Source organism: Streptomyces sp. NRRL S-118 (assembly GCF_000716335.1).
GTDB lineage: Bacteria > Actinomycetota > Actinomycetes > Streptomycetales > Streptomycetaceae > Streptomyces.
In genome coordinates, this window is the sequence record NZ_KL591003.1 from 35999 (window position 1) to 53456 (window position 17458).

At 69.9% G+C, this 17458-nt stretch carries 17 protein-coding genes and 2 pseudogenes; 11 read left to right on the forward strand and 8 right to left on the reverse strand.

Translation table 11 applies throughout. The features are described 5' to 3' along the window. Positions 1-22: 22 nt before the first annotated feature. Together IH00_RS0106965 and IH00_RS0106970 are read left to right on the forward strand one after the other, a co-directional pair. Positions 23-619 (forward strand): dihydrofolate reductase family protein, encoded by a 597-nt coding sequence (locus IH00_RS0106965; RefSeq protein WP_031070722.1) that lies wholly within the window; start codon positions 23-25, stop codon positions 617-619. A gap of 306 nt (positions 620-925) precedes the next feature. Then, entirely contained in the window at positions 926-2143 is a 1218-nt protein-coding gene (locus IH00_RS0106970; RefSeq protein WP_031070724.1) for a glycosyltransferase, read from the forward strand. 341 nt (positions 2144-2484) lie between these two features. Here the strand turns inward: IH00_RS0106970 and IH00_RS42655 are convergent, their stop codons facing one another. Beyond that, complete coding sequence (locus IH00_RS42655) at positions 2485-2763, reverse strand: hypothetical protein (protein WP_158827705.1); 279 nt, start codon at positions 2761-2763, stop codon at positions 2485-2487. Between the two features lie 230 nt (positions 2764-2993). After that, a complete protein-coding gene (locus IH00_RS0106975; RefSeq protein ID WP_107064420.1) occupies positions 2994-3773 on the reverse strand; it encodes a DUF2637 domain-containing protein in 780 nt (259 codons plus the stop codon). An 887-nt stretch (positions 3774-4660) separates the two neighbouring features. Here IH00_RS0106975 and IH00_RS0106980 point away from each other — a divergent pair. After that, entirely contained in the window at positions 4661-5161 is a 501-nt protein-coding gene (locus IH00_RS0106980; RefSeq protein WP_031070729.1) for an NUDIX hydrolase, read from the forward strand. Positions 5162-5304: 143 nt separating this feature from the next. On the opposite strand, the gene IH00_RS0106985 is transcribed toward IH00_RS0106980, so the two are convergent. Further along, the gene (locus IH00_RS0106985) at positions 5305-6786 is read right to left on the reverse strand and encodes a peptidase M16 family protein (RefSeq protein WP_031070731.1); all 1482 of its coding nucleotides are present in this window, start codon (positions 6784-6786) and stop codon (positions 5305-5307) included. A 336-nt stretch (positions 6787-7122) separates the two neighbouring features. On the opposite strand from IH00_RS0106985, the gene IH00_RS0106990 reads away from it, so the two are divergent. Beyond that, positions 7123-7680, forward strand: a complete 558-nt coding sequence (locus IH00_RS0106990) for a hypothetical protein (protein WP_031070733.1) — start codon at positions 7123-7125, stop codon at positions 7678-7680. Positions 7681-7693: 13 nt separating this feature from the next. Here the strand turns inward: IH00_RS0106990 and IH00_RS39935 are convergent. Then, positions 7694-8058: pseudogene (locus tag IH00_RS39935) on the reverse strand (IS5/IS1182 family transposase); the annotation flags it as partial. 297 nt (positions 8059-8355) lie between these two features. Between IH00_RS39935 and IH00_RS41700 the strand changes: the two are divergent. From IH00_RS41700 to IH00_RS0107010, 4 genes are read left to right on the forward strand one after another with little or no spacing between them, the layout of a single operon-like run. Further along, positions 8356-8499, forward strand: a complete 144-nt coding sequence (locus IH00_RS41700) for a lasso RiPP family leader peptide-containing protein (RefSeq protein ID WP_158827713.1) — start codon at positions 8356-8358, stop codon at positions 8497-8499. Next, positions 8496-10373, forward strand: coding sequence for an asparagine synthase-related protein (locus IH00_RS0107000; protein ID WP_052411222.1), 1878 nt, complete (start codon positions 8496-8498; stop codon positions 10371-10373). The genes IH00_RS41700 and IH00_RS0107000 overlap by 4 nt, the downstream gene beginning before the upstream one ends. Continuing rightward, positions 10339-10620, forward strand: coding sequence for a lasso peptide biosynthesis PqqD family chaperone (locus IH00_RS0107005; RefSeq protein WP_234334790.1), 282 nt, complete (start codon positions 10339-10341; stop codon positions 10618-10620). The genes IH00_RS0107000 and IH00_RS0107005 overlap by 35 nt, the downstream gene beginning before the upstream one ends. After that, positions 10617-11036, forward strand: coding sequence for a lasso peptide biosynthesis B2 protein (locus IH00_RS0107010; protein WP_031070738.1), 420 nt, complete (start codon positions 10617-10619; stop codon positions 11034-11036). Before IH00_RS0107005 ends, IH00_RS0107010 begins: the two co-directional genes overlap by 4 nt. Positions 11037-11188: 152 nt before the next feature. Here the strand turns inward: IH00_RS0107010 and IH00_RS43875 are convergent. Together IH00_RS43875 and IH00_RS0107015 are read right to left on the reverse strand one after the other, a co-directional pair. Further along, positions 11189-11395, reverse strand: a pseudogene (locus IH00_RS43875) (IS5/IS1182 family transposase); the annotation flags it as partial. Positions 11396-11468: 73 nt separating this feature from the next. After that, positions 11469-12017 carry a DUF1062 domain-containing protein gene (locus tag IH00_RS0107015; protein WP_031070740.1) on the reverse strand — a complete coding sequence of 183 codons (549 nt, stop codon included), beginning with the start codon at positions 12015-12017 and terminating at the stop codon, positions 11469-11471. Positions 12018-13224: 1207 nt separating this feature from the next. Between IH00_RS0107015 and IH00_RS0107020 the strand changes: the two genes are divergently transcribed. Both IH00_RS0107020 and IH00_RS0107025 read left to right on the forward strand, forming a co-directional pair. Further along, a complete protein-coding gene (locus IH00_RS0107020) occupies positions 13225-14154 on the forward strand; it encodes an expansin EXLX1 family cellulose-binding protein (protein ID WP_052411285.1) in 930 nt (309 codons plus the stop codon). A 345-nt stretch (positions 14155-14499) separates the two neighbouring features. Next, entirely contained in the window at positions 14500-14892 is a 393-nt protein-coding gene (locus tag IH00_RS0107025) for a hypothetical protein (RefSeq protein ID WP_031070744.1), read from the forward strand. A 502-nt stretch (positions 14893-15394) separates the two neighbouring features. On the opposite strand, the gene IH00_RS0107030 is transcribed toward IH00_RS0107025, so the two are convergent. Both IH00_RS0107030 and IH00_RS45010 read right to left on the reverse strand, forming a co-directional pair. Further along, complete coding sequence (locus tag IH00_RS0107030; RefSeq protein WP_031070746.1) at positions 15395-15763, reverse strand: hypothetical protein; 369 nt, start codon at positions 15761-15763, stop codon at positions 15395-15397. Positions 15764-16047: 284 nt separating this feature from the next. Beyond that, positions 16048-16182: a hypothetical protein gene (locus IH00_RS45010; protein ID WP_267882548.1), complete on the reverse strand. Its 135-nt coding sequence runs from the start codon at positions 16180-16182 to the stop codon at positions 16048-16050. A gap of 60 nt (positions 16183-16242) precedes the next feature. Here IH00_RS45010 and IH00_RS42660 point away from each other — a divergent pair, with 60 nt between their 5' ends. Continuing rightward, the gene (locus IH00_RS42660) at positions 16243-16788 is read left to right on the forward strand and encodes a YcxB family protein (RefSeq protein ID WP_158827715.1); all 546 of its coding nucleotides are present in this window, start codon (positions 16243-16245) and stop codon (positions 16786-16788) included. The last annotated feature ends 670 nt before the right edge of the window (positions 16789-17458 follow it).

Consider the following 17458-nt stretch of genomic DNA (forward strand, 5'->3'; position numbering starts at 1 on the left):
CCCCTCTCAGAACGGACAGTCCATGCGCAAGCTGACCTATTACGTCGCCACCACTCTCGATGGCTTCATCGCGGGCCCGGACGGTGATGACCCCACCGGTCCGAACGGCTTCTGGCCCATACCGGAGGACTACCTGCAGCACCTCGTGTCCGAGTACCCGGAGACGCTGCCCGTGCAAGCCCGGCAGGCACTGTCCGTCACGGCGGAGGGCACGCACTTCGACACTGTGCTCGAGGGACGGCGCAGCTATGAGATCGGTCTTGCGGCCGGTCTCACCGACGCCTACCCCCATCTGCGTCACCTGGTGTTTTCCCGGACCCTGACCGAGAGCCCGGACCCGGCCGTCGAAGTGGTCTCCGACGACCCGGTGGCGACCGTGCGGGAGCTCAAGCAGCAGGACGGCAAGGGCATCTGGCTGCTCGGCGGTGCCGAGCTCGCGGGCTCCCTCTACTCCGAGATCGACACGCTGATCCTCAAGGTTGGCCCGCTGACCATCGGAAACGGGATCCCGCTGTTCTCCGACAAGGCCGTCTTCGAACCGCGCACCTGGACACTCGCAGACCACAGCGTTCTCCGGAGCGGCGCGATGATCCTCACCTACACGCGCGTCAGCAGCTGAGCACTTCCGGCCTGACGCTTGTGGAGGCCGGGCGCGGGCGGCGCCCGGAGGGCCACGCAGGCCCGCCATGGCTGCATGCCACGGCCGTGGACGCTGCAACGGGGGTGTGCAGGCCGGGGGGCGCCCCCAGTCGGCCGAGTGCGGTTCGGCCTCCGGCGCAGTGGCGTCCATGAGCCGCCCTTCACCCGGGAACGCCGCGATGCCGCCCCCGCGCAACGGGGCGCGCACCGGAGTGAGTGAATGGCCGGGCCGTACCTGAGGATGGTCGGTCCGGCCAAGAGTGCAGGACGATAGGAGATCTGGGAAGTGCGTGTGCTGTTGTCGACGTATGGGTCGCGTGGAGACGTCGAACCGCTGGTGGGGCTCGCGGTGCGGTTGCGGGAACTCGGCGCGGAGGTACGGGTGTGTGCGCCCCCGGACGAGGACTTCGCGGAGCGGCTGGCCGGGGTCGGCGTGTCCATGGTGGGCGTCGGGCAGTCAGCACGCGCGCTGACGACTGCGGCGCCACCACCGTCGAAGGCGAATCTGCCGGAACGTGCCGCAGAGTTGATTGCCAGTCAGTTGCAGGTGATTCCTGAAGCGGCAGAAGGCTGCGACGTGCTGGTGGCGACGGGCGCGATGCCGGCCATCGCCGGCGCGCGGTCGGTGGCAGACAAGCTGGGCATCCGCTGTGTGTCCGTGATCTTCCAGCAGCTGACCCTGCCCTCGCCGCAGCGTCCGCCGCTGGCGTACCCCGGGCGCCCGTTCCCGCCGGAGGTGACCGACAACCGGACCTTGTGGGAACTGGACGCCCGGAGCATCGATGCGCTGTTCGGAGAGGCGCTCAACACCAGCCGGGCGTCGATCGGCCTGCCACCGGTGGACAACGTCCGCGACTACGCCTTCGGGGACCGGCCGTGGCTGGCGACGGACCCGGTGCTGGATCCGTGGCTGGAGACGCCGGACCTCGACGTCGTGCAGACCGGCGCATGGATGATGCCCGACGAGCGGCCGCTCCCGGAGGAGCTGGTGGCATTCCTGGATGCCGGCGCGCCGCCCGTGTACGTCGGCTTCGGCAGCATGGCCGTACGTGCAGGACAGGATGCGGCCCGGGTGGCCGTCGAGGCGGTTCGCGCGAACGGCCGCCGGGTACTCGTCGGGCGTGGCTGGGCGGATCTGGGCCTTGTCGACGACCGGGACGACTGCTTCGCCGTCGGCGAGGTCAACCACCAGCAGTTGTTCGGGCGGGTGGCCGCCGTCGTGCACCACGGTGGCGCGGGTACGACGACGACGGCCGCTCGGACCGGCGCTCCCCAGGTGGTGGTACCCCAGTTGGCGGACCAGCCGTACTGGGCGGGCCGGGTGGCCGAGTTGGGCATCGGTGCAGCCCACGACGGTCCGGTGCCGACCGTCGAGTCCCTTTCGGGCGCGCTCAAGACGGCTCTGCGCCCCGAAACCGGCGCCCGGGCGAAGGCTGTGGCCCGCACGGTGCATACCGACGGGGCGATGGTGGCCGCGAAACTGCTGCTCGCCGCCGCCGACTGAGAAAGGTCGGGACGGGTCCGCGAGCATCACGTGGGCTCGTCCCTGCCGGGGGCACTGCCCGACGCGCCGGATGAACCGCCGACTCGGAACGCCTGAAGAGGCTGGACTCTTCGCGGACTTCCGCGCAAGGCGCCCGGCCTCGTAGCCCCGGCGAGGCAGAGAACCTGCCCCGCAAGCGATCCATGAGGAGCTCCTGGGGAGCCGAGTACCGGGCGGCGTGCTGCCGGGGCCTGCCGTGCCAGCGTACAAATCCGGCGCGCTGTGGCTGCAGGGCGGCAAGACGGCTGAAGCCAGCCACGGTACCGGCTGTAGCCTGACAGGCGGCCCCGCCTGCGTATCCGTCAGCGATCCACGGCCCGGACCGTACGTTGCTGCTCGCCGAGAGGTTGCTGCTCGACGGCACCTGGAACTCCGATGGCATCCGCGTCGACTGCATCCACGTGTTGACCGGCCGACAGGGCCTTGCTGAGGTTGGTCCGCAGCACGTGGACCAGGAGTCGACGGCGGTGCAGTTCCTGTGCGTCGAGCCTGGACATTCCGGTCCGCATGGACAGAGCCACGGCCGGCACCACCGAACATGCCGAAGTAAATACGAGAACCGACCAGTATGATGCACTCATGGATTGACCGTTCTTTCGGGACTGTCATCAAGGAAACGGCGCGCGGCTGCTCGTACGATGAATTGACCGACGACGTCGAACGTCCGCACGGGTGATGGACTGTGCGTTGTGAATCTTGTTTCTGCGAAGGTGATCATGGGAAACAGGGCCGGCCCGGCGGCAGACTGGAGGACGCACCCATCTCTTCGTTCCGCCGCTCGTGGGTGCGCCGGAGGGCGCGTCGGTCAGCGCTACGGAGAGGGTCGGTTGCGCGGCTGCTCGTGAACTCGGTGCCGCGGCCTGGTCTTGCGTAGTGGCCGGGTGAGAGTGATGAAGCGAACCATTTGCTGGAAGCAGGCCAGTGCCGCCACGGTGGGCAACGCCGCCGCCGCCATGTCCGTGTAGGTCCGCGGAGCTTCTGCCACGCACAGCAGCATTCCCGCGAGAGAGAAGAGCAGGACAACCGCCCAGGAGTGCAGGGCGCGGCGTCGGTGCAGGGCGGCCCGCAGGATCGACAGGGATGCCACTGCCCAGGGGCCGTAGACGAGCAGCGGCCACCAGCTGACCGAGCTCGCGGGCGAGTGGGTCCGGGCGACGTGTCGTAGCGGGTCGTAGGCGATGATGCCGCTGAACACGCTCACCGCGGTCACCAGGCCCACCGAGAGCGCGGCAAAGACGAAGCTGCTGATGCGTGCCCAGGTGAGTACCGACGGGCGATCCCTGCGACGGCCGTGACTCGTCGGGTGCGCCGGAGGGATGGCTGCCGCCATGCCGGCCAGTCTCGTCATGCCTTCGCGCTCGAGGGGACAGTCCGTGCCGTCCAACGGAAGTTCGACGGAAGGGCGGCCCCGCTCCTCCTCCGTGGCCCCTTGCAGGAGGAAGGCGAGTTCTTCAGCCGGATCCCATGCCGGCACTTGTTCATCGACTGAAGGATTCGGGTCGAGCGGGTCATGGAGAGGAACCCAGGGCTGGTCGACATCGGGGACGGGCATGTGGGGGTTGAATGAGTCCCCGGCGTAGTACTCACGCATGTTTGCGGATCCTCGTTCGCCCTCCGTCGGAGCCCATGGGAAGTCCGGCCCTTCTCCAAGACGTCAGAAATACTCTTTCAAGGTCATCCATTGCTGCCGCAAGTTCCTGCAGCGCGTCCGCTGACCAAGTCAAGGAAATCTCCATGCTGTCTTTGTGCAGCGTTCCGTAAATTTCCGCGCCCGGAGACGACGCCTGAACGAACAGGAAGTCGCCCATGGCGACAGACTTGGTCGCCCAAGATGGGACTCTGCGCGGAGTGACGGGGAAACGATCGCTGAGTGCCGTTGCCATAACCCAGCTAACGCGCGCACGAAACATCCCGGGTCTGAGCCATACGAGTGGCGGCATACCCTCGTCCGAGCGACCTCTTGAAGGTTAATCAGTTCTGCAAGCGTACCCAAAGAGGAAATAAAAACACCGCGCGGGAGACAACCCCCGGCAAAACACCCACGCGTCGGCGACTGAGCATATTTTCGACCCGTGTGTGAGAACTGTGACGCCTGTGGCTGTTGAGTTGCTGATTTTTGCTCGGCCGGTCAGCGGAGGTCCACGAAAAAGGCATTTTTCTGTCGGCCGTTCCACCGGAAAGTGCATACCGCGACCGGCGATTCGGGTACCAGTGAATGAGTGAGACAACCGTGGACCGTTTCGCGCACCTACCGCAACGGGGCTCCGGCGGGCCTGTCCCTGCCTCATGGCTCCCGAAACCGCTGTCCGGGACGACGGTCGCAAGCGTATTCCGTGGCAGCCACGCCCCAGGGCGACATCGTGCCCTTCGAGGACGGCGTCGGTCGGCGAGTGGCCGACATTCGAGCCGTGTTGTCGGGTTCCGAGAACGGCTCGTCGAGAAACGGCGTTGTCAGTGGGTTCTGCCAGGGTGTGCTTCGTGGATGAACTGGTGGAACGTGTCGATCGTCAAGATCGTGTCCTGGGGGTGGTCACCCGCCGGCAGGCCGTCCGGGAGGGTTGGCTGCATCGAATCGCCTCGACGGTGTGTCGTGACGAGCGTGGCCGGATCCTCGTCCAACGACGGTCGGAGCAGCTGTCGCGCTTCCCCGGGCTCTATGAGGTCATGGTCGGTGGCGCCGTGGATGTCGGCGAATCCTATGAACAGGCTGCCGCGCGGGAGCTGGCCGAAGAGCTGGGCATCCGTGGCTTGCCGCGCTTGCTGTTCACGTTCATCAACCGCGGCGGCTTGAGCCCTCACTGGCTCGGCGTGCATGAAGCCGTGGTTCCGGACGCTGTGGCCCCCGATCCCGATGAGGTCGCCTGGCATGGCTGGCTGACCGAGTCGGAGCTTCACTCGGCACTGCTGGAGTGGCACTTCACTCCCGACAGCCACGAAGCCTTCGGCCGGTATCTCGCGTTCCGGACCGCGCAGTCCTGACCTTTCTCGCCTCTTCGCCGGGCCCTCAGCCCAGGGGCTCTTGTTCGGCTCGGGTGGTGGCGAGGCGACCGTGCGCACCGCGGCCGAGCTCGTCCGCTGCCCATCCAACGCCTTCTGGGCTCAACAGCCGGCCAGGCTTGCGCCTATGGCTTCTCGGGGTCTCGCGGTGCCAGGGCCGAGGCCTCGTAGGCGAGGCCGGCCGGCACCGCGGCGTCCACCGCCCGGATCACCTTGTCGCACCCGCTGTACTTCTGGGGCGACAGCTCCATCAGGCAGCCGGATGCCCCGAAGAGCGTGCGGTCGTCACCGTCTCTCTCCACGCCGACGATCTCGTCGAAGCGTATGCGGTGCAGTCGCCCGTCCCCGTCGAGCTCCGCCACACCGTCGCCGGTCAGCACCAGTCGGGAGCGGCGCGCCGCGCCGTACCTCGCGCGCGCCAGCAGTGGCGGCCGGAACACCTCGCCTGCTGGCAGCCCCCCGTGTTCCCAGCAGGCCCCTCGAGGCAGCGGCCGTCCGTCCAGGGCAACCAGCCGGGGCTCGACATCCGGTGCCACGGCCAGCTGCGCGGTGACCAGGGCTTGCGCGAAGCAGGCTCGTACCTCCTCGGGCACGACGGCACGCAAGGCGGCCAGCCGGGCCGCGGCGTCCCGTGACGGCAGTCCGAACAGCTGGGAGGTGGCAGCCAGGTCCAGCTCCGCCTCCACGGCGCGCGGGTGACCGTAGCTCTCCCGGAAGCCCTCGATCTCCTCCTTGAGCTCGTCCTCGGAGGGCAGCTCCCGGCCCAGGCGCAGTGCCTCCTGCCAGAGCAGCTCGGCTATCTCGGCTTCCTGACCGGGGCGGGAGTCCAGTGAGAGCAGGGTGTCCAGGGTGTGCTCGTCACGCAGGCTCGACTCGACCTGGACCGCGTAACTCAGGCCCCGGCGGTGCCGTGCGAGCTCGGTGAGCCGGTGCTCGAGGAGCGCGAGACCGAGAGCGGCGGCCGGTGAGCCCAGGGGCATGGTCAGGGCGATGGCGGCGCCCTCGATCGGCGCCTCGTCCCAGGACGCACCGGTACGTGCGGCCGGGGTCGTGCGATGCGGCGGCTGGCCCTCGGGCAGTGGGAGCCGCAGGTCCTGGGGCGGAGGGCCGGTGAGTTGGAGGACGGCGTTGACGCGGGTGAAGTACGCGGCGGCGTGGGCCTGAACGGCGTCCGCGGCAAGCCGGTCGTAGCCGGGCCCGGTGTAGGGCGCAAGGCCGGGCCCCCGGGCCCCGAACCGCTGGTTGAGCAGGAAGGCGGCGGCCGGGGACGTGACGGAGGACGCCTCGGCGGTCAGGATGCCTGCCTCGTGCTGGATCCGGTCCAGCGGCAGGTCGGACAGGGCGGCGCAGACCGCCGCCAGGAAGGCGGTGATCTGTTCCGGGCGTCCGGAAGCGGTGAAACGGGTGGCTTCCAGGTCGACGGAGGCGTTGTGTTCGTGGTGCAGGCGGGGCAGCGTGCTCATCACCAGGTGCTCGATGAGGTGGGTGACGCCGATGGTGCGGAAACTCTCGTCCCGGGCACCGCACCCGAAGGTGAGTGTCGCGCTGAGGGGATCAGGGCCCGGGGCCCACAGAACGGTGACACCGTCGACGGTGGTGCGCTGCATGGGCCCGACTTTACCGACAGCCTGAGCCGGGCCCGCGCCGAGGTCCGCAACCGGATTCGCCGTGTGGGTCCGACTCCTGGGCGGCCCGCTCACGGTGCCGCCCGCCTCGCTTCTGGCCTTCATCGCCACCGCTGGAACCCCGCAACGGCTGCCCCCGGCCACAGCCTTCATCGCCAGGATTCGCATCAACCGGCCTGGTCCCGCACAGCCTCGCGTCCGGCTGGAGCGGAGGGTGGCCGGCAAGAGCCCGCCCCTTGGAAGCGCGGTGCGCAGGGTGCTGCATGCGGGATCGATATCCTGTGTCGGCGCCGACGGCATGGTGCAAGACTTCGGGCCATGACATCACTCGAGCTTGGTGACCTGGACTATCTCCGGGAGATCGAGCGCCTCGCCCACCGCGTCAGTGTGGAGGCATCCGACGAAGGATGGCTCTCGTTCCAGGCAGACCCGGAAGAGGCAACACCACTTCAGCGCAGCGTGAACGTGCTTGCCCGGGCTCTGCGCCATTACCACTTCGATGGTGACGGCTGCCTGGACGAGGACCGGCCCCTGGTCCGCCTCGTCGGAGCCTCGGTGTTGAAGCCCAGGGCCATGCCGGCCGGGGTGGAGGAGGCGTACGAGGAGGTGTGTGCACGGATCGGCGTCGACCCCAGGCCGGAGGGCTGGGCACTGTGGAACACCTGGAGCGACGGGGACCTGAAGGTGACCATGGTGGTGTCCGCGGTCGAGACGACCGAGGGGCTGTTCGAGAACTGGGCGCGCGGGAGGGCACTCGACCCGGTGTCACCGCTGCCCTCCCAGATCGCCCTCGTCCGCCAGGGATGGATAGGACCGATGACGTTCTCACCTCGCGGCGTCAAGCGGACTGGCCTTGGCGGTCTGCCACTGTCCTAGGCTCTGGCCGCGGTCAGAGCCGTGTCCGTATGAGAATCGCAGCGAGGTGGAGGGCGGCCCGGTAGGCGATCGCGAGCTTGTCGGTTCGTGTGGCCAGGCCGCGCCACTGCTTGGCACGGTTGATGCACCCCTCGACGGTGTTCCACTGCTTGTACGCCTCGCTGTCGAAGCTCGGGGATGGCCACCGAGTCGGCCTCGTCGCAGACGGTGCCCGTCTTGGTCGGACGGCTGCGGGATGACCGCACGGATGCCCCGGCACCGCAGGTGACTCCGGCAACTGCGGCAGCACTGCCTTCGCCGGCCGTGCCGGGGCTCCGGCGCAGCCGGACTGCTCGTGGTCGGCCCGCCGACGCCGCATCGGAGGAGGTGTACACGGGCTTGACGCGGGGTGCGACGACTACGGGACCTGCTCGTCGCAGAACCTGCGCGTCAAGCGCGTCGACGGCGAGGCCACGCTGCTGGTGTACGGCATGAGCGCGGACGGGAAGCCGGCGAGTACGTCAGGAGGGAGTCGTCGGAGCCGGGCTCCGGGTCGTGGCGCCCACCGGGGGCACAACTTAAGTCATCTATTACGATTCTATAGCTCACATGAGCTAAAAGCGGCGTGTAGTCCCGCCTTCCGGGCATCTCCCTCTTGCGTAGTTGCTGCGCAATACCGAGAGGAGGCGAGGAAACGTGCGCGAAAGTGGCGACATCGAACAGGCCGAGGTGTACGAGCCGCCGGTGCTGGAGGAGGTCGGCGGCTTCACCGAGAAGACTGAAGGCTACAGTGGATTCAGTTGGGACGGATGGGGCGGATTCCTGCACTTGGGGGGGTGACACCCCCGTGCGGCGAGTGCTGGTTCGCGGTCCTGCCGGACTGCGACGCGGCGCTCGCCGTGTTCCGTCGGCTGCGCGGCGCGGCCTGCCATGTGGTGCCGCACGAGTCCGGCCGGCCCTGGCTGGTCGGCTGCTGGAGCGCGGACCGCGCGCGGATCGTCGGCACGGGTCCGGTGCGGGTGGCGTTGCTCGGGGTCTTCGGGGTGAGCGAGGCGGAGCTGCGGCGACGGGCCGCTGAGGTGCGCGCCACGGCGCAGGCGGAGCAGCTTGCGCGGGGCGTCGCGGGAAGTTTCCACCTGCTGGCGTCCGTGCGGGGGGAGGTGTACGCGCGGGGGGCGGCGGCGGGAGCGCGGAGGCTGTACCGTGCCGCGGCGGACGAGGTCGCGGTGCTGGCCGACCGTGCGCGGACATTGGCGTGGCTTACGGGTGCGGAGGTGGATGCGCGCCAGGTGGCCGTGCGCATCGCCCTCCTGGAGCCGACTCCCTTCCCCCTGGACCGGGCGGCGATGTTCTACGGAGTGCGCGCGGTGCCGCCGGAGTGCGCCGTCCGGCTCGACCGCCGCGGGCGCGCCGACGAGCGTCGGTGGTGGCACGCGCCGGAGGGTGAGCAGGAGTTGCCACCGGCCGAGGCGGCGGCGGGGCTGCGGCAGGCGCTGCGGGACGCGGTGGAGGTGCGGGTGCGTCCGGGGCAGGTGTGGGCGGCGGATCTGTCCGGCGGCATGGACTCGACCTCCTTGTGTTTCCTGGCCGCGGAAGCCGGGGCGCGACTCGTCGCCGCCACCCTGGTGTTGAGCGACGCGGCCAACGAGGACGCCCACTACGCCCGGCTGGCCGTGGCGCGGCTGCCCAGCGGCACCACGCACCTGCCCTTTCCCATCGCCGGCCTGCCGCCGTACCTCACCGGGTTGGCCGACACCGAGGAGCCGGACGACGAGCCGTCGTTGAAGCGGCGCGACCTGGCGCAGCAGCGCCACATCCGTTCGGCGTTGCGCGCGTACGGCGCCGAGCGGCGGCTGTCCGGGCAGGGCGGGGACCATGTGGTCCTGCCCCCGGTCGCTCATCTGCACGACCTCGTACGCCGCCAACCGGGGACGGCCCTGGGCCAGTTGAACGCCTTCGCCGCCATGTACCGGTGGCCGCGTGGCGCCACGGCGCGGTGCCTGGCCGACCGGCGGGGCCACGCCGCCTGGCTCGCCGACCAGTCCCCGCACCTGGCCGAGGGGCGGTCGGTGCCCGGCGCGAAGCCCGACCTGGGCTGGGGGCCGTCGATGACACCCGCGCCCTGGGCCACGGAGCAGACCCGGCAGGCGGCGGCGGAGCTGCTGCGCCGGGCCGCCGCGGACGTCCCGCCGCTGGCCGGTACCCGCGGCCGGCACCGGTGGGTCCACCAGGCACAGCAGGCCGGACGGGTCGCCGTCACGTACGAGCAGCACGGGATGGCGCTGGAGATGCCTTTCTGCGACGACGCGGTCCTGGAGGCATGCCTGCGCGCCCGCCCCCACGAGGCGCTCGACCCGTGGCACTACAAGCCGCTGTTGGCACAGGCCATGCGCGGCATCGTGCCGGACCGGCTGCTGGACCGGACGACGAAAGGCGACGCCAGCGCCGAGTGGCATGCCGGGATGAAGGCGCGGCAGCCGCTGCTCGCCGCCTGGGCCGACACCTCGCTCCTCGTCGCCGCCGGGCTGGCCGACCGCGACACCCTGCGCCGTGCCTGGCTGAGCCCGGGCACGCTGCCGGCCGCCTGCGGTCCGGCGGTGGAGACCGTCCTGGCCGCCGAATCCTGGCTGCGGGACATCGAGAGCCATCCCACACCGGATCACCTCAAGGAGCACCCCCGTGACCCCGACCAGGCCCCTGACCCTGTGCCCTGACGTGACGGCCTGCGACACCGACGACGGCATGGTCCTGCTCGACGGCCGCCGCGGCCGCTACTGGCAGCTCAACGCGACCGGCGCCCTCATCCTGCGCGCGCTGCTGCGCGGCGACGACGGCGCCCGCATCGCCGAAGAACTGGCCTGCGCCCGCCCCGTCACCGCCGAACAGGCCGGCCAGGACATCAGCGACCTGATCACCCGACTCACCGAGGCACGGCTGGTGGAGGAGCAAACCACGCCATGAGCCAGGTACTCGACGGCCGCGGCGCCCCGCTCCCCTTCCGCCACCGCTGCTCGGCCCACCTGGCGGTCGGGGCCGCGCGTCTCCTCGCCCACCTCTCCCCGAAGCGCCTCGGCGCCCTGCTCACCCTTCTGCGACGCGGAGCGCGCCCGGCCACGTACGACGAGGCCCTGCGCGCCCGCGGCCACGTAACCACCGTCAGCACCCTGTGCGCGGGCACGTACTGCCTCCCGCGTTCCCTGGCGACCGTCCTGCTGTGCCGGATGCGGGGCGTGTGGCCGACGTGGTGCACCGGCGTGCGGACACCGCCCTTCAGCGCCCACGCCTGGGTCGAGGCCGAAGGCCGCCGGGTCGGAGAGCCGGCCGGGACCGCCGCCTACCGGCCACTCCTCGTCGTCCCGCCCCACGCGTCGCCGTGACGGCGGACCGAAGTCCGGTCCATACGCAGCGACGTACCGACCGGACTCCCGTACAGCGGTCCAGCGGTCCAGGCGGTGTTCTCACATGTCAGGCCCACGTCCGGAGTGAGGCCGGGTGACGGCTGCTTTGCAGGACTCGGCGGTCTTTTCGTACGGGTGGCGATGACGCGCCACTGCTTGAGTCGGTTGATGCACCGTTCCACGACGTTGCGGTGCCTGTGGACCTCGCGGTCGAAAGCCGGCGGGCCTCGGCTGCCTTTCCGGGCCCGGTCGCGGACCTGGTCGGCCGACTCAGGGATCGCGTGCGGGATGCCGCGGCGACGGAGCCAGGCGCGGATCGCTCTCGAGCTGTAGCCCTTTGCTCGACGAGACGGCCCCGGCTACGGCCTGTCCGGCGAATCCTGCCGGACAGGCCGTGGTCCCGTGGAGGGCTCAGCGCTTGAGGGTGAAGGTGAAGTTGCCGGAGAGCTTGCCGCTCAGCCGGACCGCCGATACGAGCTTCCCCTCCGTGATCAGCCTCTCGACCTCGGCCCGCGAGAGCCCGCACCCTTCAGCGATCAGTCGCACCGGCCGGACAGGGATGCGCGCCGCAAAGCGGACCGAGACGTCGATCACCTCGTGGTCCTGGTGATCCGGTCCGCCGGTGTCGAGGCGCCAGGCGTTGTCCCAGTCGAGGGCGATGCGATTCCGGCGCTGCACGACGGGGTCCTGGAGCAGTTCAGCGGCCAGGTCAGGATCGTTGTCATGCAGCCGGTCCAGAAGCTCAGGTCGGACGGAGCGCACACTCACCCGCTCCAGGACCGCGAGTTTTGTGGTGTCCCCGCAAGCGGTGCAGAGCGCGAGGAGCCAGGCGTCGATGAGCTTGTGGTGTGCGTTGACGCGAAACTTGCCGTTCGCCCGGAAGCGCTCGGACGCGCACGCGTGGCAACGACGGAGAACGAGCGGCAGGCAGGTGGGCACGACCACCCAGTTTTTGAGCACAGAAGTACACCGATTTCAGTGAGAAGTCCGCAGCAAGAAGCAGCGCGGCGCAGATGCGCGACGCGCGACCGATCAGCGCTCGGGAGGTCTCACAGGGTGTACAACGGCGTGTCCTTGACTTGGCGACGTGGTTCGGCAGCACGGTAGTGGCGCGTAGCGGTGATGCTCCACTGGTTTTCGAGCGCCTCCCGCCGGCTTCTGCCGACGGGTTGGGGCGGCAGCCGGTCGGGGATCGCGGCGAAGGTGACGGTGCCGTGGAAAACGTCGGGCCCGCTTGTCCTGCCTCGTGTCCGCCGCCCGGGAGTTCCGGGTTCGAGACGGGTACGGGACAACGGCCGGGTGAAGCGCGAGCTGGGTCAGCTGGGCAGAGATCAAGAGGGTCGATCGGGATGTGGAGTCCGCCGGTCCCGATCCCTGCGTCCGCGAGTACCACCGCGATCGGCAAGGCGACCGGCAGTTCTTCGGGCGGCACTATTCCGCGCCTCAGCACTTCGTCGACCTCTGCCAGCAGCCGGCTCACCTCGCGGCCCGGCCCGGCGAGCACTTCCCCGAAGGCTCCGGCTGCGCCGTTCCAGGCGCTGCGTGGGTGGTGGTCTGCTCTCGTGCCGACGCTGCCGGCGAGGTCGTATCCCATGCAGGTGGCCGACGGCCGAGATCATGAGTGCGGCGCCAGCCACCGAGCCACTCGACATCACCTCACGTGCGGGCGCCGGCCGACGCCGCCGACGCCGCCGCGGGGAGAACCGGCTGAAGAAGAAGCCCGGCTTGCCGATCCGCCTCATCCTGCTCCTCCAGGCAACTGCTGAGCGGTCGTCCGTAGGGCACCTCGGGCAGGGGGCGAGTGGGGGGCCGGCCCTTCTCCGACGTCGGCGCTCGCGGTCTTGTGAGGACGGTCAGGTCGCAAGGGTCTCGTGAGCCCGGAGCCGGCAAGGTTCGGCGGGCAGCCGGGCCGGCCGCTCAGCCCGTGACACCCATGCCGGAACGGTGCCCTGAGTGCATGATCGACCGGGCGAGAGGCCGGCGTTCGGGGACAAGTCACGTGTCGAGCGGGTCGGCGCGCAGTCCTGGGTGGGAAGTCGTCGGCAACCTTTGAGCTTCCTGCGGCCACTGAGCAGTGCACCGTCGACCACGAATCACCGATCGGACAGGCATGCAGACAGCGAGGCAGGCCGCGCGGAAGCGCAGGCAGAGGCAGAGGCAGAGGTTGATGGTGGGCACGGCTGCGGCATTGGCCGCCGCGGGCGTTCTCGTCTGCCTGGTCCTGGCGTTGGTCCCCGACCGCAGGACCGGCGCGGCATCCATCGCGGTGGCACCTGATGCCAGGAGCCAGACGAGGACACCGTCCGAGGCACACAGTCCGAGCCCGGCCGTCAGCCCGATTCCGAGCCCGACAGGTACGCCGCGTACGACGGAGACCCCGGCCGCCACGGCTGGTGCGACCTCCACCGTGGCGCAGCCGTCGGGCACGCATGCCCCGCGGGCTCCCCGGGTCCCGCGGACGACGTCGAAGACGGTGTCGCAGCCAGGACGAATACAGCCCAAGACCACCTATCGGGGAGTCGCCACCCTTTACGAGGCCGGGAACGGTGACGGTGCTTGTCTGTTCGGGCCGAGCAACGACCTCATGATCGCGGCGATGAACACCACCGATTACGAGTCCTCCCGGGCGTGCGGGGCGTATGTGCTCGTCCGCGCGGCGAACGGCGCCTCGGTCACCGTACGCATCACGAACGAATGCCCCCTGCCCTGCGCACCCGGGCAGCTCGATCTCAGCGAAGAGGCTTTCGCCAAGCTCGCTGACCGAAAGCTCGGCCGCATCCCGATCACCTGGCACCTGCTGAGCCCGAGCACGTCCGAGACCATCTCCATCCGGTACAAGGTCGGATCCAGTCCCCATTGGTGCGGTATCCAGGTGATCGGCCACCGGAATCCGGTCGCGCGGCTGGAGGTGAGCACCCCCAGCGGCTGGCGGCAGTTGTCCCGCACCGACTACAACTACTTCCTCTCCGCCGACGGCAGCGGGTGCGGCAGCCCGATCCGGATCACCGACATCTACGGAGAACGGCTGACCGTCAACGGGATCGCGATACGGCCGGACGTGGTGCAACCGACCCGGGTCCAGTTCGCCCAGCACTGAACACCGCCGCGGATCGCCGTCATACGGGATCAGCGGTCGTGCTCAGGGATCCACGATCCCAACGGAACAGTGGGCCCACGGTGCCGTGCGGCCCACTGCGGCGGGGGCAATCGGGGCCGCGGAGTGAGCCGGGGCCCGACGGGGCGCTGAGAATCATGAGGACGAGCCAGCGGCAGGGTGCGTACGGTGGCCCGCGGCGTGCCGGGCAGGACCTGGCCGTCGATGGCTCGGTTGCGGCCGGAGCAGGGCCGTCCGGAGGAAGGTGGGGCGCGCCTCGTGAGGTCTTGGCACATCAGCCACTAGGCAGGGCACATGGCTGATACTGCTGGAAGCAATGACGTCGGAGTGGCGTTGCTGCGTGCGCTGGAGCGCACCTACGGTCCTGCTGCTACGTGGTCGCTGCGTTTTCAGGCAGCACTGAGCCAGGTGGAGAGCATGCGGCGTCTGATGGGCGAGGAGTACGGGCCTTTCCTCGACTGCTGCGTGGCGTCGTTCAGCCGGGTCTATGCCCGGATCGGTAGGCCGATGCACCCTGCTGACGCCATCCTGGACGAGCTCCGTGACCGGTACGGGGATGCCGACAACGAGGTTGTCGACGTCGGGTATGCCCTTGTCTTCGGTCTTCAGGTCATCCTGGCAGGGCACGGGTACGAGGATTTCAAGGAGTTCATCCGCGTCGCGGCCGACGTTCCGCGCCACTCCCCCTCCCCCGCCGTGGTGGAGCCGGTCCTGGCGTAGACAACAGCAGGTCGAGGCGTGTGGCGCTGCGCGTCAGTGACTGAAGCGACTCGAGACGCGGATTGTCTCCTCAAGCTCCGCTCTCGCCGTAGGGCGCGCCGGCGCCTCGGCTTCTTCCGGGGTGTGAGGTCTCACAGGGCGGCCAGCCTTGACGCGGACTGCGCACATGGCATTGCCGCGCGGCACGATGCGTCACATCCGGTCGTTTGCTGCCGGTTTCCGGCTGCTCGGTCGTGCCATGCCTGTCCGGCAGGCTGATGATCCTGCGTCGGCCGGTGCAGCAGACGTGCTTGGGTCCTTCCGCCGTGATCGACGGCAGCTCGCGTTCGGTTGCGCCCGACGTCAGCCGCATCCAACAGGCCTCGTACGCACTGCGGCGGCAAGGACCGGGGCCGGAGCGCACGCGGGCGTCGTCGGTCGTGCCGGGCGCTGTGGTGAACCCGAAGCGGGCGCGCGCCTCGGTGATGATGCCGGTGCTGGTGGTCTCCTGCAGCCGCGGCGATCACGGCCAGTCGACGAGGGCGACGAAGAGCAGCCAGGTGGCGACCACTGTCAGGGGCGCTGCCGCGGCGAATTGGATGCGGCGGCGGGTGTGGCGGACGCGGCGAGGGAGGACCCAGGCCGTGACCAGTAGGGCCAGGGAGAGGACCAGGCCTCCGGGGACGGTCCAGAAGGCCGGCATGAAGCTTTCGGTGAAGCGGCGGCTTTCCTCCCGGTCGCAGGAGTCGCACACCATCGGGGAGAGAAGCGCGTAGACGAGGGCCAGGTAGCCCAGGGGGAGCGTGGCCAGGGTCGAGAGGAGTGGCGGGATCCAGGTGCCGGTGGCGCGGGTCTCGCGGGTGCCCGGGGTGTCGGAGGTGATCGTCGGCATGGAGACAGTTCAGCGCGGAGCGACGCCGGGGCGCGTGAGTGCTGCTACTCATTCGACCAGCCATGTGCTCAGTCCATCAGGAACTCTAGGGCCGTCCCCCACCCGGCATGCGGGGCCGTACATGCTGGGAATCCCGGCCGGAGCCCGGTGGCGGGATGTGGGTCCAGGCCACCCCCACTCGTTCAAAGGTCAGTCCGTCGGCGCTGCCCGCGAGCAGATGTCCTGCCGGGCCTTCCTCGGCGCCGCGGTCGTCCGCAGAGCCCAGTCCGGCTTGTGATCGACGGTCAGGGGCGTTCGTAGGCCGTGAGGGGCTTGGGCGGTGTCGTATTGACCTCGCAGCGGGCGCCGATGAGCCGGTCCTGGTATTCGATGAGCTTGTGCTCCCCCGGCTGCTCGCCGGGCGGCCGGAGGGTGAACATCCGATTGTCGGACCGGGCCGCTACGATCACGGGCTGTCTCACCTACGACCGGGAGGGTCCGTGACCGAAGAGCGGTCCACAACGACGCGTGACACGGTGGAGCTGGCGTATCTGCCCGTCCTCGCCGACGCGGTGGGGGCGATCCGCGCCCGGGCCAAGGCCACCCCGTCAGGGCGGCTGCAGAACGGAATCCTGCTGGCGTGCGGGCTTCTCATGCTGGGAGCCCTCGTGCTGAACCTCATCGGCCGCAGGGGGCCCAGCATCGGGGGGACGGTGTTCTGCGTCGTGGCCCTGGCCTTCTTCCTCGGCCTGTACGCGCTGGTGCCGGGGCTCCAGGGGCAGCAGATGCACCGAATGTACGCCGCACAGGGCGAGTTCCGGGTCGTCGTGGACGACGACGGCGTACGGCAGTTCTCACGGGACCTGGACATGACGTACCGCTGGCCCGCGCTGCCCCGGTACACCGAAACCGATGAGCTGTTCCTACTGCTCACGGGCGACCGGCACGGCGTGGGCATGGCCATCCTCCCCAAGCGAGGCATCGCCGCTCCGGCGGACATCGACCGGCTGCGGGCGATCCTGGACGGCAACATCACCCGCATCTGACGAGCGGCCAAGAGAGACCAGTAGCGGAAACCCCCGGCAACACCCCTGCCGGGGGGATCTCCGTCATCCGGCCAGGACGGACAAGCCGCATGCACAAGACGGCATCCCGGCCGGTGCGGGGGCGGGCGGCCGCAACGGGCACGCGGTGGGCCCGCGGGTAGGGCAGCACCTTCCTCGACGATCACGCCACGGCGGCAACCGCCCTGTACACGCCCGATGCCGGTGACTACCAGCCGCAGGACTACCAGACGGCGGCCCATGCCTGGGCTGCGGTGGGCAGCGCCGAGCGGGCCGGAGTGGCGCGGCCGGGCAACCGGCGGCAGCTCGGCGGACGACACACTCAGCCCGGGAAGAACACAACAGCGCCGGCCCGGTGGAGTGCGGCAGCAGGCTGAACGCACCCGGCGGCACGGCGGCGTCAAGCAGCGAAGCCGACGGCGGAGGCGGCCGGAGCGTTGCATGCGGCGGCGACGGTGCCGCACAACCAGGCCGGCGACTGCGGCCTGGCACGGGCCCCGGCGGGCCGGCCGGTGAGGGGACGACCTGATCCACGGTGGGGGTCCGTCCGGCCCCCCGTCGGGTCACCACGTGCCCTCGCCAGGTCGTCTCCGCAGCGCCGACCTGCTCGGGCGGTTCACACGTCGAACAGCAGCTACGAGGCAGCGCCGCG